The organism is Streptomyces sp. NPDC090045, from assembly GCF_044747975.1.
Classification (GTDB): Bacteria; Actinomycetota; Actinomycetes; order Streptomycetales; family Streptomycetaceae; genus Streptomyces.
The window spans coordinates 37,868-60,084 of the sequence record NZ_JBIVFA010000005.1; the positions used below are offsets into that span (position 1 = coordinate 37,868).

At 72.1% G+C, this 22,217-nt stretch carries 17 protein-coding genes; 5 read left to right on the forward strand and 12 right to left on the reverse strand.

The window, feature by feature from the left end; genetic code table 11:
* Position 1 precedes the first annotated feature (1 nt).
* Genes ACIPYQ_RS15510 through ACIPYQ_RS15520 form a run of 3 tightly spaced genes read right to left on the reverse strand, consistent with a single transcriptional unit; the run spans position 2 to position 2,560 of the window.
* Positions 2-763 carry an energy-coupling factor ABC transporter ATP-binding protein gene (locus ACIPYQ_RS15510; protein ID WP_401250953.1) on the reverse strand — a complete coding sequence of 254 codons (762 nt, stop codon included), beginning with the start codon at positions 761-763 and terminating at the stop codon, positions 2-4.
* Complete coding sequence (cbiQ, locus tag ACIPYQ_RS15515) at positions 751-1,512, reverse strand: cobalt ECF transporter T component CbiQ (RefSeq protein ID WP_401250956.1); 762 nt, start codon at positions 1,510-1,512, stop codon at positions 751-753. Before cbiQ ends, ACIPYQ_RS15510 begins: the two co-directional genes overlap by 13 nt.
* Before the next feature lies 1 nt (position 1,513).
* The gene (locus ACIPYQ_RS15520) at positions 1,514-2,560 is read right to left on the reverse strand and encodes an energy-coupling factor ABC transporter permease (protein ID WP_401250959.1); all 1,047 of its coding nucleotides are present in this window, start codon (positions 2,558-2,560) and stop codon (positions 1,514-1,516) included.
* Between the two features lie 176 nt (positions 2,561-2,736).
* On the opposite strand from ACIPYQ_RS15520, the gene ACIPYQ_RS15525 reads away from it, so the two are divergent.
* A complete protein-coding gene (locus tag ACIPYQ_RS15525; protein WP_401250962.1) occupies positions 2,737-3,195 on the forward strand; it encodes an SsgA family sporulation/cell division regulator in 459 nt (152 codons plus the stop codon).
* An 89-nt stretch (positions 3,196-3,284) separates the two neighbouring features.
* On the opposite strand, the gene ACIPYQ_RS15530 is transcribed toward ACIPYQ_RS15525, so the two are convergent.
* Positions 3,285-5,477 carry an MMPL family transporter gene (locus ACIPYQ_RS15530; RefSeq protein WP_401250965.1) on the reverse strand — a complete coding sequence of 731 codons (2,193 nt, stop codon included), beginning with the start codon at positions 5,475-5,477 and terminating at the stop codon, positions 3,285-3,287.
* A gap of 127 nt (positions 5,478-5,604) precedes the next feature.
* Positions 5,605-6,195, reverse strand: coding sequence for a TetR/AcrR family transcriptional regulator (locus tag ACIPYQ_RS15535; RefSeq protein WP_361759971.1), 591 nt, complete (start codon positions 6,193-6,195; stop codon positions 5,605-5,607).
* Positions 6,196-6,362: 167 nt separating this feature from the next.
* On the opposite strand from ACIPYQ_RS15535, the gene ACIPYQ_RS15540 reads away from it, so the two are divergent.
* Positions 6,363-9,626 (forward strand): S41 family peptidase, encoded by a 3,264-nt coding sequence (locus ACIPYQ_RS15540; protein ID WP_401250969.1) that lies wholly within the window; start codon positions 6,363-6,365, stop codon positions 9,624-9,626.
* A gap of 108 nt (positions 9,627-9,734) precedes the next feature.
* On the opposite strand, the gene ACIPYQ_RS15545 is transcribed toward ACIPYQ_RS15540, so the two are convergent.
* From ACIPYQ_RS15545 to ACIPYQ_RS15560, 4 genes are all read right to left on the reverse strand, one after another.
* Positions 9,735-9,911: a hypothetical protein gene (locus ACIPYQ_RS15545; protein WP_401250972.1), complete on the reverse strand. Its 177-nt coding sequence runs from the start codon at positions 9,909-9,911 to the stop codon at positions 9,735-9,737.
* 76 nt (positions 9,912-9,987) lie between these two features.
* The gene (locus ACIPYQ_RS15550) at positions 9,988-10,872 is read right to left on the reverse strand and encodes an SDR family oxidoreductase (RefSeq protein ID WP_401250975.1); all 885 of its coding nucleotides are present in this window, start codon (positions 10,870-10,872) and stop codon (positions 9,988-9,990) included.
* The gene (locus tag ACIPYQ_RS15555; RefSeq protein ID WP_401250978.1) at positions 10,869-11,795 is read right to left on the reverse strand and encodes an alpha/beta fold hydrolase; all 927 of its coding nucleotides are present in this window, start codon (positions 11,793-11,795) and stop codon (positions 10,869-10,871) included. Before ACIPYQ_RS15555 ends, ACIPYQ_RS15550 begins: the two co-directional genes overlap by 4 nt.
* A complete protein-coding gene (locus tag ACIPYQ_RS15560; RefSeq protein ID WP_401251833.1) occupies positions 11,792-13,456 on the reverse strand; it encodes a flavin-containing monooxygenase in 1,665 nt (554 codons plus the stop codon). The genes ACIPYQ_RS15555 and ACIPYQ_RS15560 overlap by 4 nt, the downstream gene beginning before the upstream one ends.
* A gap of 126 nt (positions 13,457-13,582) precedes the next feature.
* Here ACIPYQ_RS15560 and ACIPYQ_RS15565 point away from each other — a divergent pair, with 126 nt between their 5' ends.
* A complete protein-coding gene (locus tag ACIPYQ_RS15565) occupies positions 13,583-14,290 on the forward strand; it encodes a MerR family transcriptional regulator (protein WP_401250981.1) in 708 nt (235 codons plus the stop codon).
* On the opposite strand, the gene ACIPYQ_RS15570 is transcribed toward ACIPYQ_RS15565, so the two are convergent.
* Positions 14,272-15,075 carry an exodeoxyribonuclease III gene (locus ACIPYQ_RS15570; protein WP_361759955.1) on the reverse strand — a complete coding sequence of 268 codons (804 nt, stop codon included), beginning with the start codon at positions 15,073-15,075 and terminating at the stop codon, positions 14,272-14,274. The two genes, ACIPYQ_RS15565 and ACIPYQ_RS15570, sit on opposite strands and share 19 nt — an antisense overlap.
* 117 nt (positions 15,076-15,192) lie before the next feature.
* Here ACIPYQ_RS15570 and ACIPYQ_RS15575 point away from each other — a divergent pair, with 117 nt between their 5' ends.
* The gene (locus ACIPYQ_RS15575; protein ID WP_401250985.1) at positions 15,193-15,684 is read left to right on the forward strand and encodes a GNAT family N-acetyltransferase; all 492 of its coding nucleotides are present in this window, start codon (positions 15,193-15,195) and stop codon (positions 15,682-15,684) included.
* 146 nt (positions 15,685-15,830) lie between these two features.
* On the opposite strand, the gene ACIPYQ_RS15580 is transcribed toward ACIPYQ_RS15575, so the two are convergent.
* Positions 15,831-17,183, reverse strand: a complete 1,353-nt coding sequence (locus ACIPYQ_RS15580; protein WP_401250987.1) for a CoA transferase — start codon at positions 17,181-17,183, stop codon at positions 15,831-15,833.
* Positions 17,184-17,237: 54 nt separating this feature from the next.
* On the opposite strand from ACIPYQ_RS15580, the gene ACIPYQ_RS15585 reads away from it, so the two are divergent.
* Positions 17,238-18,224 carry an aldo/keto reductase gene (locus tag ACIPYQ_RS15585; protein ID WP_401250990.1) on the forward strand — a complete coding sequence of 329 codons (987 nt, stop codon included), beginning with the start codon at positions 17,238-17,240 and terminating at the stop codon, positions 18,222-18,224.
* 68 nt (positions 18,225-18,292) lie between these two features.
* On the opposite strand, the gene ACIPYQ_RS15590 is transcribed toward ACIPYQ_RS15585, so the two are convergent.
* Entirely contained in the window at positions 18,293-22,207 is a 3,915-nt protein-coding gene (locus tag ACIPYQ_RS15590) for a hypothetical protein (protein ID WP_401250993.1), read from the reverse strand.
* Positions 22,208-22,217 lie beyond the last annotated feature (10 nt).

Here is a 22,217-nt window from a genome sequence, read left to right on the forward strand (position 1 = left end):
CTTATGCCACCGATACCGAACGGGGGTCGAAGCCGAACGGGAGCTCCAGCCGGTGGGCCCGCATCAGCTTCTCGTCGCACAGCAGGTCCTGGGTGCGGCCGTCCGCCGCGATGACCCCCTCGCTGAGGATCACCGAGCGCGGGCACAGCTCCAGGGCGTACGGCAGGTCGTGCGTCACCATCAGCACGGTCACGTCGAGCGAGCGCAGGATGTCCGCGAGCTCGCGGCGCGAGGCCGGGTCCAGGTTGGACGAGGGCTCGTCCAGGACCAGGATCTCGGGCCGCATGGCCAGGACGGTCGCCACCGCGACCCGGCGGCGCTGGCCGAAGGACAGGTGGTGCGGCGGCCGGTCGGCGAAGTCAGCCATGCCGACCTGGTCCAGGGCGGCGCGGACCCGCTCCTCCAGTTCCGCGCCCCGCATTCCGGCGGCGGCCGGACCGAAGGCCACGTCCTCCCGCACGGTCGGCATGAACAGCTGGTCGTCGGGGTCCTGGAAGACGATCCCGACCCGGCGCCGGATCTCGGCGAGGTTCCGCTTCTCCACGGGCAGCCCGGCCACGGTCACCGCGCCGACCCCGCCGCCCAGGATGCCGTTGAGGTGCAGCACCAGCGTGGTCTTGCCGGCGCCGTTGGGGCCGAGCAGGGCGACCCGCTCGCCGGAGCCGACGGTCAGGTCCACCCCGAAGAGGGCCTGGTGTCCGTCGGGGTAGGCGTAGGCGAGGCCGGAGACTTCCAGCGAAGGGGTGAGGTTCACAGCGTCCATCCCATCAGACAGACGGCGAGGGCCGTCACCGGGAGTACGGCCGCGTACGCCCACTGGGTGCGCGTGGCCACGACCTCGTCGATCACCGGCATCGAGCCGGCGTAGCCGCGGCTGACCATCGCGAGGTAGACCCGCTCGCCGCGTTCGTAGGAGCGGATGAACAGCGCGCCCGCGGTCTTGGCCAGCACCCCCCAGTGCCGGATCCCGCGGGCTTCGAACCCGCGCGAGCGGCGGGCGATGGACATCCGGCGCAGCTCGTCGCCGATCACGTCGCCGTAGCGGATCATGAAGGAGGCGATCTGGACGAGCAGCGGCGGCAGCTTGAGCCGCTGCAGGCCCAGCAGCAGGGCCCGCAGCTCGGTCGTGGAGGCCAGCAGGACGGACGCGGCCACGCCGAGCGTGCCCTTGGCGAGGACGTTCCAGGCGCCCCACAGGCCGGAGACGCTGAGGGACATGCCGAGCACCTCCACCCGCTCTCCTTCGGCGACGAAGGGCATGAGCACGGCGAAGGCGACGAACGGGACCTCGATCAGCAGCCTGCGCAGCAGGAAGCCGGCCGGGATCCGGGCCACGGCCGCGGCCGCCGCGATGAGGACGGCGTACAGGCCGAAGGCCCACACCGCCTCGCGCGGCGTGGACACGACGACCACGACGAAGGCGAAGGTCGCGGCGAGCTTGCAGTGCGGGGGCAGGGCGTGGACCGGCGTGTGCCCGTGCCGGTAGAGCTTGTGGGCATGGCCGGCTCCCATGTCAGCCCGCCGAGACGGAGGTGGCGGTCAGCTCCTCCGTACGGCGCCGGCGCACGGCCCAGAAGATCCCGGTGCCGGCGGCGACGGTCACGCCCACGCCGATGACCCCGGCGAGGCCGCCGGACAGCCGGGCGTCGTCGACGTTCTTGACGCCGTAGTCGGCGAGCGGGGAGTCGGCGGCCGCGTGGTCCTCGACCTTCTCGTCGATGCCCTTGTCGGCGGCGACCTTCTCCAGGCCGTCGGGGCTGGCGGAGGCGTAGTAGGAGACGAACCCGGCGAGGACGAGCGCGGTGACCAGGCCGGTCGCCCACACCTTGCGGGTGGAGCCGGCGGCCACCGGGGCGGCGGCGGCCGCGGGGGCGTCGACGAGCTCGCCGCCGACCCGCAGCTTGAGCGGCGCGGTGAGTCCGCGGGCGCCGTGCACCAGGTCGGGCCGTACGGCGATCACGGCGCCCACGGTCGCGGCGGTGATGGCGGCCTCGCCGATGCCGATGAGCACGTGCACGCCGACCATGGCGGTGAGCACCTTGCCGATGGCCACGTCGGTGGTGCCGCCGATCGCGTAGACGGCGGTGAAGGCCGCCGCGGCGGCGGGCACCGAGAGCAGGGCGCCGGCGAAGGCGGCCACGGTCACGGAGCGGCGGGTGCGCGGCAGGATCCCGAGCAGCCCGCGGAAGATCGCGTAGGCGACGACGACGGTGACGACGCCCATGACGGTGACGTTCACGCCGAGGGCGGTCAGCCCTCCGTCGGCGAAGAGGATGCCCTGCATGAGCAGGACGACGGACACGCACAGCACACCGGTGTAGGGGCCGACGAGTATCGCGGCGAGGGCCCCGCCCAGCAGGTGGCCGCTGGTGCCGGCGGCGACCGGGAAGTTCAGCATCTGCACGGCGAAGATGAACGCGGCGACGAGGCCGGCGAGCGGCGCGGTGCGCTCGTCGAGCTCGCGGCGTGCGCCGCGGAGACTGACGGCGATCGCGACGCCGGCCGCCACTCCGGCGGCCACCGAGACGGGTGCGTTGATGAAACCGTCGGGCACATGCATGGAGTGGCTCCGCTTCTTACGCCTTAACGCAGTCTTTAACCGTTCAAGAATAGTGCCCAGTTGCAAACCGTTGGCAAGAGCAGGTCCGTCACAAAAACTTGCGTGCGCTTTCGTCGGAATGTGCGAGGCTGGAGGACAAACGGACGCAAATGTTCCGATTTCGAGGAGCCTGGTCGATGTCAGCCACCGCCGAGAATCCACCAGCCACCGCGACCGCGACCGCCACCGCGACCGCCGCCGTCACCACGACCGCCACCCCGTCCACGACCACGAAACCGGTGGAGGAGCGGGTCCGCGCCCGGGTGATCACGGACGATCCCCTCTACCGGACCATCCCGGTCGCCCTGCGCTTCGCGCCCGCCGAGCCGCTGGCCGTGCGGATCGTCTTCCCGGCCGACCTGTCGCCCGAGGGCACCGACAACGAGTGGGTCTTCCCCCGCGCCCTGCTGGAGGCCGGCCTCCAGGCGCCGACCGGGACCGGGGACGTACGCGTCTGGCCCTGCGGCCGCGTCCAGGCGGTGGTCGAGTTCCACTCCCCCGAGGGCGTCGCCGTGATCCAGTTCGACATCGCCGCGCTGCGCCGCTTCCTGCGCCGTACGTACGCCCCGGCCGGCGCCGCCACCCGTAGGGCGTAGGGCGCGGGCACGGAACGGGCCCGGCCCCGCACCACCTGGTGAGCAGGCGGTACGGGGCCGGGCCGTCCTGTCGGCCGGACGGCGCGAGGTCAGGCGTTGACCAGCTCGCGGTCCTTGTCCGGGCCCTCCGAGGAGTCGGCGGCGAGGTGCTTGCGCAGGCTCTCGCCCTCCACGTCCACGTTCGGCAGCAGCCGGTCCAGCCACTTCGGCAGCCACCAGGCCTTGTGCCCGAGCAGGGCGAGCACCGCCGGGACGATGGCCATGCGGACCACGAAGGCGTCGAAGAAGACGGCGACGGCCAGACCGAAGCCGATCATCTTGACCATCTGGTCGCTGGCGCCCATGAAGCCGGCGAAGACGGCGATCATGATGACGGCGGCGGCCACGACGACCCGCGCGCTGTACTGGAAGCCGGTCACCACGGCCTGGCCCGGGCGCTCGCCGTGGACGTACGCCTCACGCATGCGGGTGACGAGGAAGACCTCGTAGTCCATGGCCAGACCGAAGACGACGCCCACCATGAAGATCGGCATCATCGACATGATCGGACCGGTCTGCTCCACGCCGAAGACCGAGCCGAGCCAGCCCCACTGGAAGACCGCGACGACCGCGCCGAGGGCGGCGACGACCGAGAGCAGGAAGCCGAGGGCCGCCTTGAGCGGGACCAGGATCGAGCGGAACACCAGCATCAGCAGCAGGAAGGCGAGGCCGACGACGAGCGCCAGGTAGGGCAGCAGCGCGTCGTTCATCTTCTGCGAGAAGTCGATGTTCATCGCGGTGGCGCCGGTGACGAGGACGTCGTCACCGCTGCCGTCGCGGATCTCGTGGACCAGGTCCTCCGTCTGCGTGGAGGACGGACGGTCCTTCGGGATGACGGTGATGACCGAGGCGTCGCCGCTCTCGTTGGGGGTCGGCGGGGTGACCGCGACGACGCCCTCCAGGCCCTTGATCCGGTCCACGGTGGAGTCGGCGAGGGCCTTGTCCCCGTCCACGACGACCATCAGCGGGCCGTTGAAGCCCGGGCCGAAGCCCTCGGACAGCAGGTCGTACGCCTGGCGCTGGGTGGTGGAGACCGGCTGGGCGCCGTCGTCCGGCAGGCCCATCTCCAGCTTGCTCGCCGGGATGGCGATGATGCCGAGGCCGATCACGCCGGCCAGCAGCACCATGACCGGGCGGCGCAGGACGAAGCGGGCCCAGCGGGTGCCGCCGTTGGCCTTCTTCTCGTCGGCGGGCTTGCCCTTGCCGAACAGCCTGCTCTTCTCGCCCGCGGGCAGGACCTTCCTGCCCGCGAAGCCGAGGATGGCCGGGACCAGGGTCAGGGCGACCAGGACCGCGATGACCACCGTGCCGGCTGCCGCGACGCCCATCTTGGTCAGCATCGGGATGTTGACGACGGCCAGGCCCACGAGGGCGATGACCACGGTCAGACCGGCGAAGACGACGGCGGATCCGGCGGTGCCGGCGGCCCGGCCGGCGGCCTCGTCCCGCTCGCGGCCCTCGGCGAGCTCCGCGCGGTAGCGGGAGACGATGAAGAGGGCGTAGTCGATGCCGACCGCGAGGCCGATCATCATCGCGAGGGTGGAGGTGGTGGAGCCGAGGTCCAGCACGTTGGCGAGCGCGGTGATGGAGGAGACGCCGATGCCCACGCCGATCAGGGCGGTCAGCAGCGGCAGCCCGGCCGCGATCAGCGAGCCGAAGGTGATCACGAGGACGATCGCGGCGACCATGATGCCGATGATCTCGCCGGAGCCGGTCTCGGGGGCCGCCATCAGCGCGTCACCACCGATCTGGACGTTCAGGCCCGCGGCCTTGGCCGCGGTGCCGGAGTCCTTCAGCGCCTCGCGGGTCTCGTCCTTCAGCTCCATGCCGCTGACGTCGTACTTGGCGCTGATGTAGGCGGTGGAGCCGTCCTGGCTCACGGCCTGGGCCTCGTACGGGTCGGCGACCGAGGAGATCTGCTCCGCGCCCGGTCCCGACTTCAGGCCGGCGACGATCTTCTGGACCTCCGCCTTGGGGCCGGGGTCGGTGACCTTGGCGCCCTCGGGGGCCTTGATGACGATGCGGGCGGTGGCGCCGTCGGCGGCCATGCCCGGGAACTTCTCGTCCAGCAGGTCGAAGGCCTTCTGGGCCTCCGTGCCGGGTATCGAGAACGAGCCGGAGGTGGGGGCGCCGGCCGAGGCCGCGCCGAATCCGGCGGCGAACAGCAGCGCCACCCAGATGAGGGCGACGAGGCCGCGGCGCCGGAAGGCGCCCCTGCCGAGCCGGTAGAGGAAGGTAGCCACGTCGGTGGTTCTCCCGTTCAGGTCGTGGGATGGATCCGGATGGATCAGGGCGTAGAGAGCCGGCCCGACGACGAGAGCGGCGTGTCAGGAGCAGCAGGAAGCGGTGGGGCGAAGGGGACGGGGTGGATCAGACGCCGAGGGCGGGGAAGACCACGGCATCGATGAACTCGCCGAGGAAGGCCCGGTCCACGGGACGGTCCTCGATCAGCGGGAGCGCGATGAACGCCCCGATGAGCATGTGCGGTACGAAATCCAGGGCCGGACAGTCCGGCCGGATCTCGCCCCGCTCCACCGCGCGCTGGAGCATCGCCTGGAGACCGTTGATCTCCGGGTCGACCAGCAGGTCGCGCAGGGCCTTGTGGAGCTCCGGGCTCTCGTGGACGGCATGGGCCAGGCCCCGCATCAGCGCGGTGTCCTTGGCCATCTGTGCGTCGTCGGAGTGCTCCACCATGAGCGCGAAGTCTCCGCGCAGGGTGCCCGTGTCGATCTCCCGCAGCGAAACGGGCTGCGTGCATCGCAGGGCCTTGGCGACCAGCTCCGGCTTGCTCCCCCACTGGCGGTAGAGGGTGGCCTTGCTGGACTTCGTACGGGCGGCGACCGCGTCCATGGTCAGCGCCTCGTAGCCGACGTCACGCAGGAGGTCGAGGACCGCCTCGTGCAGTTCGGCCTGCCGTTCGGGGGTGATCCGGCTGCGCCGGGCCGCCATCGCCTCGGTCATCTCCGTGCCTCCGTCCGAACGCGCTCTTATCGAAACGAATGTGTTCCGTACGCTGAAGACGATACCCCCAACGCAAGCGAAACGAAACCGTTCCGTTTCGCTCGGCGGAGTGGCATGGATCACCTGTACGAGTTGCCAGGGCCCCCTGCCGCGGAAAGCATTGGGGGGTGAGTCACGACGTCGCGTACCTCCGGTTCCCGCACCTGCACGACGACCTCCTGTGCTTCGCCACCGAGGACGACCTCTGGGTCGCCCCGCTGGTCCCCGACGGGCAGACGCCCGGCCGGGCCTGGCGGATCACCGTCGACCGGACCCGGGTCAACCACCCGCGGTTCTCCCCCGACGGCAAGCACATCGCCTTCGCCACCTGGCGCACCCTCGACCCCGAGATCCACCTCGCCCCCGTCGACGGCGGCCCGGCCCGCCAGTTGAGCCACTGGGGCGCCATCGACACCCGGGTCTGCGGCTGGGACCCCGACGGCAACATCCTGGCGGTCTCCTCCCGGGCGCAGCCGTTCTCCTACTACTCCTGGGCGTACAAGCTGCCCACCGACGGCAGCCCCGGTGGACGCCTCCCCTGGGGGCCCGTGTCCGACATCCAGGTCGCCGACATCGACGGCGAGCACCGCACCCTGCTGCTCACCGGAAAGCCCCCGCACGAGCCCGCCGCCTGGAAGCGCTACCGCGGCGGCGCCACCGGCCGGCTGTGGCTGCACGGCCGGCAGCTGCTGGAGGACGTCGAGGGACACCTCGACGCGCCGATGTTCGTGGGCGGCCGGATCGCCTTCCTCTCCGACCACGAGGGCATCGGCAACCTGTACTCCGTCCAGCCCGACGGCACCGACCTGCGCCGCCACACCGACCACGACGAGTTCTACGCCCGGCACGCCTCCAGCGACGGCTCCCGGATCGTCTACCAGTGCGCCGGGGAACTCTGGCTCGTCGAGTCCCTGGCCCCCGACGCCGTACCGCGCAGGCTCCAGGTCCGCCTCGGCGGACCCCGCGCGGGCCGGCGCACCTACCAGGCCTCGGCCGCCAGCAACGTCGACTCGCTCTCCGTGGACACCACCGGCCGGGCCAGCGCGGTCGTGGTGCGCGGCAGCCTGTACTGGCTGACCCACCGCGACGGACCCGCCCGGACCATCGCCGACACCCCGGGCGTACGCGTGCGGCTGCCGGAGATGCTCGGCAGCGGCGGGCAGGTCGCCTACGTCACCGACGCCGAGGGCGAGGACGCGATCGAGATCGCCTACCTGCCCCGGGCCTCCGGGGAACGCGAGCCGCGCCGGCTGGCCTCGGGCGAGCTGGGCCGCGTCACCGAACTGCTCTCGGACCCGGACGGGGAGCGGCTCGCCATCGCCTCCAACGACGGACGGCTGCTGCTCGTCAACGCGACGGAGGAGTCCAACGGAGAGGTCACCGAGCTGATCCGGTCCATCAACGGACCCGTCACCGATCTGGCCTTCTCCCCCGACGGGGCCTGGCTGACCTGGTCGCACCCGGGCATCGGCCGTTCGCTGCGGCAGATCAAGATGGCCCGCATCTCCGGACCGGGCGCACGCACCATCGTCGACGTCACCAACGGCCGCTTCGAGGACGAGAATCCGGTCTTCACCCGGGACGGGCGCTATCTGGCCTTCCTGTCGTGGCGCGGTTTCGACCCGGTCTACGACGTGCACACCGGCGACCTGTCGTTCCCGCTGGGCTGCCGCCCGTACCTGGTGCCGCTGTCCTCCGCGACCCCCTCCCCCTTCGCGCTCTCCGCCGAGGGCCGGCCCGCGGCGGGGGGACTGGACCCGGTCGAAGGGGACTCGGCCGACGGCGACGGCTCCGTGACCGTGGAGGTGGAAGGGCTGGAGAGCCGCGTCACCCCCTTCCCGGTGTCCGCGTCCAAGTACTCGGCCCTGTACCCGGTGCACGGCGGCGGGCTGGTGTGGCTGCGCTGGCCGATCTCGGGCGCGCTCGGCGAGACCTTCGCCAACCCGAACGACATCAGCGGCAAGCCCACGCTGGAACACTTCGACCTCACCAAGGCCCGCAAGACCGAACTGGCCTCGGGACTGGACTGGTTCGCGGTCAGCGGCGACGGCACCCGGCTGGTCCTCAACGACGACGGGGACCTGCGCGCGGTCCCGGCGACCGAGTCGGGCGACAGCGACTCGACCGTCTACCTGGACCTGCGGCGCATCCTGCACGAGGTGGACCCGGCGGCCGAGTGGCGCCAGGCCTTCGAGGAGGCCGGGCGGATCATCCGCGCCTACTTCTGGGAGCCGAAGATGTGCGGCATCGACTGGGACGGGGTGCTGCGCCAGTACCGTCCCCTGGTCGAACGGGTCGCCTCCCCCGACGAGTTCGCCGACCTGCTGCGCGAGGTCCTCGGCGAGCTCGGCACCTCGCACGCCTACGTCTCCCCCGCGCGCCGCAACGAAGGTCCCCCGCACTACCAGCGGGCGATCGGCCTGCTCGGCGCCAACCTCTACCCCAGGGACGGGTCCTGGGTGATCGCCCGGATCCTGCCCGGCGAGTCCTCGGACTCCAAGGCCCGCTCCCCGCTGGCCGGCACCGGCATCCGGGAGGGCGCCGTGCTCACCCATGTGGACGGACGGCCCGTGGACCCGGTGGCCGGCCCCTATCCGCTGCTGTCGGCGGCGGGCGGGACCACGGTCGAGCTGACCTTCCAGCCCGCGGAGGGCGAGGGCCGCGCCCGGCGGGTCGCCATCGTGCCGCTGATCGACGAACGGCCGCTGCGCTACCAGGACTGGGTGTCCAAGCGGCGCGAGGTGGTCCGGGAGATCAGCGGCGGCCGGTGCGGCTACCTCCACATCCCCGACATGGGCGGCTCGGGCTGGGCGCAGTTCAACCGCGACCTGCGGATGGAGATGTCCCGGCCCGCGCTGATCGTGGACGTACGCGGCAACGCGGGCGGCCACATCAGCGAGCTGGTGGTGGAGAAGCTGACCCGCTCCATCCTCGGCTGGGACCTGACGCGTGACGCCCAGCCGGTCTCGTACGCCTCCAACGCGCCCCGCGGTCCGATCGTGGCGCTGGCCGACGAGGCGACCTCCTCCGACGGGGACATGATCACCGCGGCCTTCAAACTGCTGGGGCTGGGCCCGGTGGTGGGCCAGCGCACCTGGGGCGGCGTGGTCGGCATGACCGGCCGGCACACCCTCGGCGACGGCACGGTGATCACGGTGCCGATGAACGCGGCCTGGTTCCCGGAGTACGGGTGGTCGGTGGAGAACCACGGCGTGGAGCCGGACCTCGCGATCCTGCGCACCCCGCTCGACTGGGCGGAGGGGCGGCACGCCCAGCTGGACGACGCCGTGCACCTGGCGCTGGAACTGCTGGAGCAGGACCCGGCCGCGGTGCCGCCCGGCTACACGGACGTACCGGACCGGCGCCGCCCGAAGCTCCCGCCCCGGGAGTAGCCGACAGCCCGGGCCGGCGGGAGGCTCGGGAAAGGGAGGGACATGCGGAAGGGGCGCGATCCACACCATCGGGGATCGCGCCCCTTCGCAGGTCCTACGGCAGTCCGGTCAGACGTCGAACTCGTCGCGCACCCGGTCCGCTTGCTCCTGCTGCGGCCGGCGCTTCGCCTTCTCCTGAAGCTTGGCGGTGCGCTCGGTCACCTGGTCCTTCGCACCCTTGGTGCCGCTCTGCGCGCGGTCCCTGAGCTCTTCGGCCTTGTCCTGGAACTGGTCCTTGATACCCATGCTGTTCACTCCATGAGGGGTGTTGGTGGTGGGGCCTCGACCAGACTTGCACGGGCGGACAAAGCTCGCATTTCGATCAGTGACGCTGCGTGCGCTCCTTCTCGTCCGCGGCCCCGCCGGCCCCCACAAGTCCCTTGGAAACAGCGGACAGCCGCGGCTCGAAGCGCTTCATCTCCCGCTGTCCGACCGTGGCGATGAGCCCGGGCAGATAACCGCGCATCCCCTGCATCCCGCGCAGCCACCACTGCGCGTACACGTGCGGGGAGCGCCGCTCGATGCCCGCGACGATCCGGTCGACGGCGGGGCCGAGCGGGTACGTGCGGTTCGACGGCCACGGCAGCCGCTGGCGCAGCTCCCGCATGACCTCGTCCTGGTCGGCTCCGCGCACCATGTCGGTGTCGGTCCAGGAGAGGTAGCCGACGCCGACCTTGACGCCCTTGTAGCCGACCTCGGCGCGCAGGCAGTGGGCGAAGGCCTCGACGCCCGACTTGGACGCGCAGTAGGCGGTCATCATGGGCGCCGGGGTGATCGCGGCGAGCGAGGCGATCTGCAGGAAGTAGCCGCGGCTCTCCGTCAGTACGGGGAGGAAGGCGCGGGCGGTGACCGCTCCACCGATGAGGTTCACCTCGATCACCCGGCGCCAGGCGTCGGGGTCCGAGTCGGCGAACGGCCCGCCGGCGGCCACGCCCGCGTTGGCGACGACGATGTCGACCTTCCCGAAGCGCTGCTTGACCTCCTGCGCGACGCGGGCCATGGCCTCGTGGTCGGTGACGTCGGCGTACCAGTGGTCGCTGTCGGTGTGCAGCCGCTCGGAGACCTCCTTGAGGGCTTCCGGCTCCAGGCCGACGAGGGCGATCCGCGCACCGCGGGCGGAGAGCTTGCGGGCGAGCAGCTCGCCGACCCCGCGGGCGGCGCCGGTGACGACGGCGACCTGGCCTTCCAGACTCCTGCGAGCACTCACGGCGTCTTCTCCTTGTCGGTGGTGTCGAGATACAGCCCGGTCAGCTCCCGCACGGCCCGGGTGACGGCCTCGGGCGCCTCGACCGGGGTCATGTGCCCCATGCCGGTGAGCTCGGTGAGGCCCACGCAGTTCGGCAGCGCGGCGGCGAGCCCCCGGGCGTGCACGATCGGGGTGAGCCGGTCCGCGGTGCCGCCGATGACGGCGGTGGGCACGGAGAGGCGGGCCACCTCGGCGTCGAGGTCCAGCCCCGCCAGCACCTGGGACCAGGCGTGGCGCACCCCGGTGGGGCAGGCGTGGACGATACGGGCGCACGCCTCGACCTTGTCGGGCGCGGAGCCGGGGCCCATCGTGGCGTACTTGAGGATCTTCCTGGCGACGGGCGTGACCGGCCCGAGGGGGGCGCGGGATCCCAGGACCGCGCCGGTGATACGGGTCCGGGCGCGCCCGGCGCGCACCGGCAGCACCTGCGCCTGGGCGACCAGCCGGGAGCTGCCGGTGCTGCACAGCAGGGCGGCCGCGGCGTGCTCGGCGAACTCCGGCCGGCCGGCTGCCGCCATGATCGTCATACCGCCCATGGAGTGCCCGGCGACCACCGCCCGCTCGCCCGGGGCGAGGGTGGCGCCGAGCACCGCCACGAGGTCGTCGGCGAGCGCGGTGGTGCTGTGCGCCCGGGCGGCGGGGCTGCGCCCGTGGCCGCGCTGGTCGTAGGCGATGACCCGGTGGGTGGCGGCCAGGGCCCGTACCTGCGCGGCCCAGAACGCGGTGGAACAGGTCCATCCGTGCGCCAGCACCACGGCCGGCGCCCCCTCGTCCCCGTGCACCTCGACGTGCAGGCGGGCCCCGTCGGCGGAGTCCGCGACGAGCTCGCGCCGCGCGGCGGGCGGCGCGTAGGGCCCGGAGACGACGTGCCCCAACCGCCTCACGCGACCTCCTCGCCGGCAGTCTCGCCGACGTTCAAGGCACCGCCGGAGGCCATTCCAGCCCCGCCGGCGTTTGAGGCGCGGGGGTCCGGGGGCAGCGCCCCCGGCAGCGGCGCGGCCACGGAGACCGGGACCCGCTCGCGCTCCCGTACCCGTACGACCTCGTACTCCGCCAGATCGACGCTCCGCGTCTCCCGGCGGAACTCACCCGTCGTGCCCGGCCACACCGTCGTGTTGCGGCCCTGCGCGTCCAGGTACCAGCTGGTGCAGCCGCCGGTGTTCCACACGGTCCGCTCCATGCGGGCCTGCACCTGCCGGTTCCACTGGCGGACGGCGGACGGCCGGGCGCCGAGCGCGACCTTCCCGCCCAGGCTGCTTCCGCCCAACATGCCCAGCTGCCGCAGGTAATCGGCCATGTAGTTGAGCTGCGACTCGATCATCAGGATCATCGAGCTGTTCCCGAGCCCGGTGTTCGGGCCGATGATCGTCATCCAGTTGGGGAAGCCGGCCGCCGTGGCCCCGCGCAGCGCCTGCATCCCGTCCTTCCAGGCGTCCGCGAGGGTCTGGCCGTCCGCGCCGACCACCCGGTCGGCGATCGGCATGTCCGTGACGTGGAAACCGGTGCCGAAGATGATCGCGTCGACCTCGGTCTCGGTCCCGTCGGCGGCGACCAGCACCGAGCCGCGGATCTCCTTCAGCCCGGAGGCGACCAGGTCCACGTCGGGCCGGGCCAGGGCCGGGTAGTACTCGCTGGAGAGCAGGATCCGCTTGCAGCCGATCCGGTAGGACGGCGTCAGCTTGGCGCGCAGCGCCGGGTCCTTGATCGAGCGGGTCATGTTGGCCTTGGCCAGCGACTCGATGATCCCGAGCTGGTTCGGCCGCCTGCAGAACGCGTTGACCTGGAGCTCCCGGATCCCCCACAGCAGCCCGCGCCGGGCCGCCTGTGTGAAGGGCAGCTGCCGGTGCAGCCAGCGCTCCGCCGTGCTGATGGCCCGGTCGGTGCGCGGCAGTACCCACGGCGGGGTCCGCTGGAAGAGGGTGAGGCGCTCCACCTCGGGGGCGATGGCGGGCACGATCTGGATGGCGGAGGCGCCGGTGCCGATCATGGCGACGCGCTTGCCGCGCAGGTCGTAGTCGTGGTCCCAGCGGGCGGAGTGGAAGACCTTGCCGGGGAACTCGGCGAGCCCGGGGACCTCCGGCATCTTCGGGTCGGAGAGCGGCCCGGTCGCCGAGACGACGACGTCGGCGGTGAGGTGTCCGGCGGAGGTCTCGATCTCCCAGTGCAGCTCGTCGGCGTCCCAGCGCATCATCCGGACCTCGGAGTCCAGCCGGATGTGCCGGCGCAGCCCGAAGGTGTCGGCGACGTGCTCCAGGTAGGAGCGGATGGCCGGCTGGCCGGAGAAGGTGCGCGGCCAGTCCGGGTTGGGGGCGAAGGAGAAGGAGTACAGGTGCGAGGGGACGTCGCACGCGCAGCCCGGATAGGTGTTGTCGCGCCAGGTGCCGCCGACCGAGTCGGCCCGTTCCAGGACGACGAAGTCCGTGATCCCCTCGCGCCGCAGGCGCACGGCCGCGCCGAGCCCGCCGAAGCCCGACCCGATCACCGCCACCCGCACGTGCTCGCGCCCGCGCTCGTCCTTGCCGCCCATGCCCGCCGCCTTCCGCATCATCCGCAGATACCATCGGAACACTGCCAGCAATCACTGGCACAATCGGGAGGGTAGAGCAGGCCCGTACTCATGGGTAGGGGTCACGCCGGGAAAGTTACTGTCGGTACGCCATAAGGTGCGCCTGTGGCGAAGGATGAGACGGAAGCGAAGACGGAAGCCAGGACGGTGCGCGAGTACCGCACGGAGGAGCTGGCCGAGGCGGCCGGCATCCCGGTCCGCACCCTGCGCTTCTACCGCGAGCGCAAACTGCTCCCACCGCCGCGCCGCGAGGGGCGGATCGCCTGGTACGACGACCACCACCTGGCCCGGCTGCGCACCATCGCGGCCCTGCTGGAGCGCGGGCACACCCTCGGCGGCATCGCCGAGCTGACGGCCGCCTTCGAGAGCGGCCGCGACGTGGGCCAGCTCGGCGAGCTGCTCGGCATCGGCTGGTCGGAGGAGACCCCGGTCCGGCTCACCCCGGAGGCGCTGGCCGACTACTTCGAGGGCGAGGTCACCCCCGAGAACCTGGCGGCCTCCCTCGACCTCGGCTACCTCGCCGTGGACGGGGACGCGATCGTGCACGTCAGCCGGCGGCTGCTGGACGTCTCGTCGGCGCTGGTCCGCGAGGGCGTCCCGCTGGCGGCGGTCCTGGAGACGGGGCGCCGCGTCCGCGAGCACGCGGACGCGATGGCGCTCCTGTTCACCGAGCTGATATCGACCCACATCTCGCCGTCGCAGGACGCGCTCACGCGGCTTCGTCCGCTGGCGAAGAGCGTGGTCGAGGCCGAGCTGACGATGGCGATGGACCGCCTGCTGGCCTCCGCCGCCGGTCAGGAACCGAGCTCGTAGACCACGGTCACCGGTGCGTGGTCCGACCAGCGCTCGGGGTGAGTCTCGGCCCGCTCCACGAACGCCTTGACGGCCTTCGCGGCCAGCCCGGGCGTCGCCACCTGGAGGTCGATCCGCCAGCCGGCGTCGTTGTCGAAGGCGCGGCCCCGGTAGGACCACCAGGAATACGGGCCCTCGGTGTCCGGGTGCAGCCCGCGCACCACGTCCACGTACCCGGCCTCGTCGTACACCTTCCCGAGCCACTCCCGCTCCTCGGGCAGGAAGCCGGCGTTCTTCCGGTTCGTCTTCCAGTTCTTGAGGTCGGCTTCCTGGTGGCAGATGTTCCAGTCACCGCAGACCACGACCTCGCGCCCGTCGGCGGCAGCCCGCTCCTTCAGCGCGGCGAGGTAGGTCAGGAACTCGCCCATGAACCGGTACTTCTCGTCCTGCTTCTCCGTCCCGGCCTCGCCCGAGGGCAGGTAGAGGCTGGCCACGGTCACGCCGGGAAGGTCGATCTCCAGGTACCGCCCGGCGGTGTCGAATTCCTCACTGCCGAATCCGACCTGCACCCGCTCGGGCGCCCGCCGCGTGTAGAGCGCGACACCGGCCCGCCCCTTGGCGGCGGCCGGCGCGAACACGGTGTGCCAGCCGGCGGGGGTCCGGACCTCGTCCGGAATCTGCGCCTCCTCGGCCCGCACCTCCTGCAGGCAGACCACGTCGGCGTCGGATCCCTCGAGCCACGCCCCGAAGCCCTTCTTGGCGGCGGCGCGGATCCCATTCACATTCACGGACGTCACAGTGATCAAAACAAGCTCCCCACATCGCACAAAACGGGAGCAGCCTACCCGCCGGACCCCCGGCCGGGCCCTCCCGTCTCACGGCGGGCAGACGGGCCCGGCGGGGCGGTTCCGTACGATGTTCGGATGCCTCACCGGATACAGCTCCGCACCGTGCCGTACGACCACCCGGACGCGGTCAAACTCAACGACCAGGTCCAGCTCGAATACCAGGTGCGGTACGACGGCGAGGGCGACGCGACCCACCTGGACCCGGCGATGTTCGTCCCGCCGCGCGGCCTGTACCTCCTGGCGTACGACGCCACGGGCGCCCCGGTGGCGAGCGGCGGCTGGCGCATCCAGGACGAGAACGACCAGGGCTACTCGGACGGCGACGCCGAACTGAAGCGCATGTACGTCGTCCCGGAGGCCCGGGGCCTGGGCCTGGCCCGCCGCGTCCTGGCCGACCTGGAAGCCGACGCCCGCGCGGCGGGCCGCCTGCGCATGGTCCTCGAAACGGGCGACCAGCAGCCGGAGGCGATAGCCCTCTACCTCTCCTCGGGCTACACGATGTCCAGCAAATTCGGCCACTACCGCTTCCACACCTCCAGCCGCTGCATGACAAAACCACTGCACTAAGCCGGGCACATCCAGCCCCGCCGCACCATCCAGCCCCTCCGGCGTTTGAGGAGCGGGGTCCGGGGTGGAGCCCCGATCTTTCAGCCCCTCCGGCGTTTGAGGAGCGGGGTCTGGGGCGGAGCCCCAGCAGCCGGGCCGCAGGCGGCCTACCGCGGAAGCCAGACGGCGGGGTCCGTGCCCCACCGCGACGGCCCCACCGCCCACTCCCCGAAGGGACTGGCGGCGTGCCGCACCACCCCGTACCCCGACCCCGTCTCCCGCAGCCACGGCTCCGCCGCGTACTCCTCGGCCACAGAGGCGGCAGAGGGCCGCGCAGGCACCAGATCCCGCACCAGCCACGACGCCGTCCCCGCGAGGGAGAACCGCAGCCACCCCCCACCCCCACCCGCCACCGCCCTCAGCACACCGGCCGCCACCAGGTACCCCGTCCCGTGGTCCAGCGCCTGCGCGGGCAGCACCCCGGGCACACCCCCGTCCCCCGCACAGCGCGCAGCGATCCCGTACCCGGCCTGCACCAGCGAGTCGAACCCCCGCCGCGCAGCCCACGGCCCGCGCCACCCCCACGCGCACAGCTCGGCCACGACCAGCCCCGGCCGCCGCTCCAGCAGATCCGCCGGGTCGAGCCCGAAGCGCCGCAGCGCCCCGGGCCGGTACCCCGTCACCACCACGTCGGCCTCGGCGAGCAGTCCCTCGAAGACGGCCCGGTCCCCCGGCGCCGCCAGGTCCAGCCGGGCCGACCGCTTCCCGAAGCCGGTGTCCGCGTACGCGTCGTCCGCCTCCGGCAGGCCCGGTGAGTCGACCCGCAGGACGTCCGCCCCGAGCAGCCCGAGCGTCCGCGTCGCGACGGGCCCGGCGATGACCCGGGTCAGGTCCAGCACCCGCACCCCCGTGGCGGGCCGACCCGCCGGGGCCGGGCCGAGCTTCCGTCCCCGCGCGCCGGTCCGGCGTACGGACTCCACCAGCGGCTGCGGCTCCCCGTACTCCTGCGCGACGGCGACGGCGAGTCCGCCCGCCCCGTAGGCGAGTTCCTGCACTTCCAGGGCGGTCCGCCCCGCCACCGCGGCGCGCAGCGCCTCCGGTGTCGCGGCCGGCAGGTCCAGCGCCCGTACCAACGCGGCGGCGTGGTGCGGGTAGTTGGCGTGCGTACGGACCCATCCGTCGGCCGTCCGCCAGAAGCCCGACAGCGGCGCGAAGACCACCGGCGCGCGGCCTTCCACGCGCAGGTGCCGTTCGCTGACGAAGGCCGTCGCCACCGCGCCCTCGTCCACCACGAGGGGAGACGCCTCCTCCGCCGCGCCTGCGCCCCGCACCGCGGCGAGCTCTCCCGCCGCCAGTGCGCAGACACCTACAGTGGATCGCGCCAACTCCCGCACCGGCAGCGGACCTTCTTCGAGGTTTCCGGCTCCGGTGAAGCGGACGCGACGGACGAGTTCCGGCGCACCTCCGAGGGCTGTCCAGGCCCCCGCCGTCCCACTGTCCCGTTCGTCAATGATCCCCATGAACCCATCATTTCCCACTTCGAGGTTCAAGGCCCTGATCCGAAAGGCATCACCGTGAAATACCGTGTCATCGGCACCGCCGCCGAGACCCGCCGCGAAGTGAGCGTGCTGAGCCTCGGCACGATGACCTTCGGCACCACCGTCGACGAGGCCACCGCGTACGCGATCCTCGACCGGTTCGCCGAAGCGGGCGGCACCTTCATCGACACTTCCAACAACTACGCGTTCTGGGTCAACGGCACCCAGGGCGGCGAGAGCGAGGAGCTGGTCGGCCGCTGGCTGCGCAGCCGCGGCATCGGCGACGGGATCACCGTCGCCACCAAGCTCGGCGCCCGCCCCAACCAGCCCACCAGCGGCTTCAGCCTCGACGTGGAGGGCCTGTCCGCCAAGGTCATCCGGGAGTCGGCGGAGCGCAGCCGGGAGCGGCTCGGCATCGAGCGCATCCACCTGCTGTACGCGCACATCATGGACGAGAACACCCCGCTGGAGGAGACCGTCCGGGGCTTCGCCGAGGTCGTCGCGGACGGCACGGCGGGCCTGCTGGGCGCCAGCAACCACTGGGCCTGGCGCGTGGAGCGCGCCCGTACGCTGGCCGCGGCGGCCGGCGTACCCGGCTACGAGGTGCTCCAGCACCACCACAGCTACCTGCGCCAGCGCACCGACGTCCCCAGCCTGCGCTCCCCCGACGGCAACCAGGGTCTGGTCAGCGGCGACCTGCTCAGCTACCTCCGGGACAACCCGTTCCTCACCCAGGTCGCGTACTCCCCGCTGATCGCCGGCGCCTACACCCGCACCGACAAGCCGCTGGGCCCGGGCTTCGACCACGCGGGCACGGACCCCCGCCTCCGTGCGGTCCGCGAGGTGGCCGCCGAGACGGGCGCCACCGTCAACCAGGTCGTGCTGTCCTGGCTGATGGGCGGCGACATACCGGTCCTGCCCCTGATCGGCGCCTCCTCGGTGGCCCAGCTGGAGGAGAACCTGGGCGCGGTGGACCTGGACCTCACCGCGGAGCAGCGCGCCAGGCTCGACTCGGTGAACTGACCCGGACATGCGGAGGGGCCCGTCCGATCGTGGGATCGGACGGGCCCCTCGTGTGTTGCGCGGGTCCGTCAGGAGGTGAAGTAGCCGTTCAGGTCGGCGATCACATCGGCGGAACCGGTGTTGTTGTAGAAGGTCACCCGGCCGTCCACGACCGGGACGACCACCAGGTTGGAAACCGTCTGTCCGGCCGTGAAGTTGAGGTTCGACACGTTGGGACGCGGCACCCCGTGCGGCTGGACGATCAGGTGGCCGTCCTGCGTGGGACCGGTGACGGTGACGTTGAGGACCACCGCGGTGACCCCGGTCAGCGGCACGCCCTCGACGCCGGCGATCTGCAGGCTGACGACGCCGCCCTGGCCGACGGAGCCGGCGCGGGCGCCGAGACCGTAGCGGGTGTCGAGCAGCCGCACCGGCGAACCGGCCGAGAACGTCGACCCGGTGGCCGAGTAGTAGCCGGTGACGTCCGCGATCAGGTCGACCGAACCGGCGTTGTTGCGCAGGTCCACCTTCCCGTTCACGACCGGCACCGTCACCAGGTTCGGGACGACCTGCCCGGCGGTGAAGTTGAGGTTCGACACCCCCGGCGCCGCCTGCCCGTTCGGGTAGACGGTGACGTGGCCGGCCTCGGTGGGACTGACGGCGGTCACGTTCATGACGACCGCGGTCACCCCGCTCGCGGGGACCCCCTTCACGCCGGCGACCTGGAGGGTGACGACCCCACCGGGACCGACGCGCTCCTTCTTCGCCCCGGTGCCGTCACGCGTGTCCAGGAACCTGGTGGGCGTGATCGGCGTCAGCGCGGAACCGGTGGCCGCCTTGTCGGTGTAGTACCCGGTGACGTCCGCGATCAGGTCGACCGAACCGGCGTTGTTGCGCAGGTCCACCTTCCCGTTGACGACCGGAACGGTCACCAGGTTGGGCACGATCTGCCCGGCCGAGAAGTTCAGGTTCGACACCGCGGGCTTGGGCTGCCCGTTCGGGTAGACCATCACGTGCCCGGCCTCGGTCGGGTACACGGCGGTCACGTTCATGACCACGGCCGTGACACCCGTCGCCGGTACGCCCTTCGCACCGGCCACCTGAAGGGTCACGACCCCGCCGGGACCGACCCGTGCCTTGGTGGCCCCGGTGCCGTCCCGCGTGTCCAGGAACCGGGAGGGGGTGATCGGGACGAACCTGCTCTTGGCCGCGGTCGCCGCAGCCGTCACCGTGTACGCCTTGGGCAGGTAGCCCGGGGAGGGCTCGCCGCTGGTGTACCCGGTGCCGTCGAGGACCACGTCGTACTTGCCGGGCGCCAGCCCGTTGGTGTCGACCAGGACGGTCAGCGCGGTGCCGTCGGCGTTCACCGAGACCGGCTTCATGAAGACCCCGTCCGTGGTGTCGGACTTCAGCTTCACCTTGGTGCCCAGGTTGAGTCCCGTACCGCTGACGACGGCCTGGGTCTGCGTCCCGGCGGCACCGGTGGCGGGGCTGATCGAGGTCGGCAGCTGGTTCGGCGGGCGGGTGCACCCGCGGTCGCAGATGCCCTGGATGCTGTACTCGACCGGGGTCTCGCTCCTGGCCGCACTCAGCAGCAGCAGGGCTTCGGCCGCCTCGGACTGGCTGTCGGTCGAGCAGCCGGCACCGAACCGTCCCCACTCGCCGGAACACTGGTACCCGAGGTACGAGCTGTCCCAGTTGGTGCGGCTCAACAGGTTCACGCCCGGCTTGAAGAAGCTCGTGGCGCTGGTGGTTCCGACGACCTTGAAGCCCTGTGCGGGCTTCACGTCGATCACGGCGCAGTAGGCGGTGGAGGACTCGGTGAGCACCCCGCTCCGTGCCGCGAAGCCGTCGACCGAGACGCGGTTGGCCGTGCACTCGGGCGCCCACCCGGTCGCCGTGGCGACCTTCCAGGTGTCCACGTTGGTGTGGATCGGCTTGTCCTTGTACCCGGAGGCGAGCACGATCGCGACGTACGAGGTCGAGCCGGTGAGCTGGCAGGAGATGCCCCACTGCCGGCAGACGAACTTGCCGTTGGCGTCGACCGCCATCAGCTGCGTCGACGGTCCGTACCGCGGGTCCTCGAGGGTCCGCGAGCTCAGCCAGAACTTGTCCGTGGCCGCGCCGGTGACCCGGACGCAGCGGGCGTCCAGGGGCGAGGTCAGGTCGAAGGGGACGGACTGGCCGCCGACCGCGGTCGAAGCGGGCGTGGTGCACTTCGCGGTCGGCGAGATGTCACGGCGGACCACCTTGTAGGTGTCCGTTCCCCAGCCGGTGAAGACGACCATCGCGGTGTACGGCACACCGGCGCCGAGAGCGCAGGTGGTGGTCGAACCGCCGCTGGTCGAGCACACCGTGGTGCCCGTGGGGTCGACGACCTGGATCGAGCCGTTCACCTTGTTCTGCTCGTTGGTGTAGTCGAGCATCTCGGCCGTGGAGTGCTTGTCGGCCGGCAGGCTCAGGCACTGCTGCCGCGCCTCCCCGCCGAGCGGGACCTCGGCACCCCAGGAGCCGTCGAAACCGGTCTGCGGCCAGGCTGCGCAGCCCGCGGCATTGCCGGTCCGGTGGATCACCAGCCGGAACGCCTGGGACTGCGTGCCGCTCAGCACCGCACGGAACGGAGCGGTGCCGGTCAGCTTGCAGACGGAGTACGCGTAGCCGTCCTGCTCGCACTGCTTGACGCCGGCGGCGTCGTAGACCGTGGAGGCGGCGGTGGTGCCCTCCTCTGCCGGCCGGTTGAGCAGGTAGAGGCCCTGACCGCTGGCGGTCGGCAGGGTCAGGCAGAGCTGCTGCCCGGGCCCGCCGAAGGTGCCGGTGGCCGGACCGGCCACCAGACCGTTGTCGTGGGTCGCGGTGCAGCCGCGGGTCTCCTTGGCGGAGTGGAACGCCATGCCGAACGCGCCGACCCCGGTGTTCCGGGGGTCGACGGCCCAGGTGTGGTCACCGGGGGCCAGGTCGCACGTACCCTGCCCGCAGGCGGTGATCGCGGTGCCCTGGGCGTCGAACAGCGCGCCGTACGGGACGCCTGCGGAGGCGACCGGAGCGAACGTGTGGGACGCGGCCTGCGGCACCCGCAGGGTGCGGCACAGGGCCGTGGAGCTCAGGTCCGGGGCAGCCCCGAACGCCTGCGGTTCCACCACCGCGCAGCCCTCGGGCTGGGAGAGCCGGGCCACGGTGACGTCGTAGGTCTCGGCGGTACCGGAGCCCTGGAGCACCGACATCCGGTACGGCGCGGTACCGGTGAGCTTGCAGTCGAGGGTCTCGCCGCGGCGGGTCTCGGTGCTGCAGACCAGCTTGCCGGTGGCGTCGAAGACGTCCTGACCCACCCGGTACGTGGACGCGAAGGTGCGCAGCACGTCGTTCGCGGCCAGGTCCAGCGTGTAGCAGTCGCCCGCCGAGCCGGCGGTCGTCGAGCCGTGGAACACGGTCGGTGCACCGAGCTTGCGGTCGGCGGCGCCGACCGCCTTGCAGGCGGTGGAGGAGAGCAGCGGGACGTACGACACGGAGATGGCGTTCTCCGCGCCGTAGGAGTCCGTGACTTCCAGCTTGTACGTGCCGGCCGCGCCCGTGGCGCAGCGCTGCGCCCCACCGGCGCTGCCGGAACCGAGGACGTTCTCACAGGCGACCGTGGCGCCGTCCGGGGCCACCAGCTTGTAGTTGGCCCAGCGCTGGGTGACGACCTGGTAGAGGACGACGTCCTTCTGCTGCGGCAGTGCGAGCGTGAAGGAGGCGGTCTTGTACGGGTCGACCGTGCAGGTGACGGTCGTGTGCGGCGCGAGGGCCGCCGGGCAGGCCTCGGCGGCGTCGCTCTTCCCGAGCGCGCGCACGGCGGCCTCGTGGTCGGCCTTCGGGTCCGCCTTCGGCGGCGCCTTGGGCCCGGCCGGCGCGGCGGACCCGGCCTGCGGCGAGGCGGTGGCCTCGGGCGGCACCGCCGCCGCGAAGGCGGATCCGGTCTGGCCGGTGAAAGCGGTCAGGACGGCCAGCAGCAACGCCCCGGAGACCACGCCCCCTCGG

Coding starts and splice junctions, on each gene's coding strand:
- ACIPYQ_RS15510 (WP_401250953.1), bottom strand. CDS start 763: ATGGACGCTGTGAACCTCACCCCTTCGCTGGAAGTCTCCGGCCTCGCC.
- cbiQ (WP_401250956.1), bottom strand. CDS start 1,512: ATGGGAGCCGGCCATGCCCACAAGCTCTACCGGCACGGGCACACGCCG.
- ACIPYQ_RS15520 (WP_401250959.1), bottom strand. CDS start 2,560: ATGCATGTGCCCGACGGTTTCATCAACGCACCCGTCTCGGTGGCCGCC.
- ACIPYQ_RS15525 (WP_401250962.1), top strand. CDS start 2,737: ATGTCAGCCACCGCCGAGAATCCACCAGCCACCGCGACCGCGACCGCC.
- ACIPYQ_RS15535 (WP_361759971.1), bottom strand. CDS start 6,195: ATGACCGAGGCGATGGCGGCCCGGCGCAGCCGGATCACCCCCGAACGG.
- ACIPYQ_RS15545 (WP_401250972.1), bottom strand. CDS start 9,911: ATGGGTATCAAGGACCAGTTCCAGGACAAGGCCGAAGAGCTCAGGGAC.
- ACIPYQ_RS15560 (WP_401251833.1), bottom strand. CDS start 13,456: ATGCGGAAGGCGGCGGGCATGGGCGGCAAGGACGAGCGCGGGCGCGAG.
- ACIPYQ_RS15575 (WP_401250985.1), top strand. CDS start 15,193: ATGCCTCACCGGATACAGCTCCGCACCGTGCCGTACGACCACCCGGAC.
- ACIPYQ_RS15580 (WP_401250987.1), bottom strand. CDS start 17,183: ATGGGGATCATTGACGAACGGGACAGTGGGACGGCGGGGGCCTGGACA.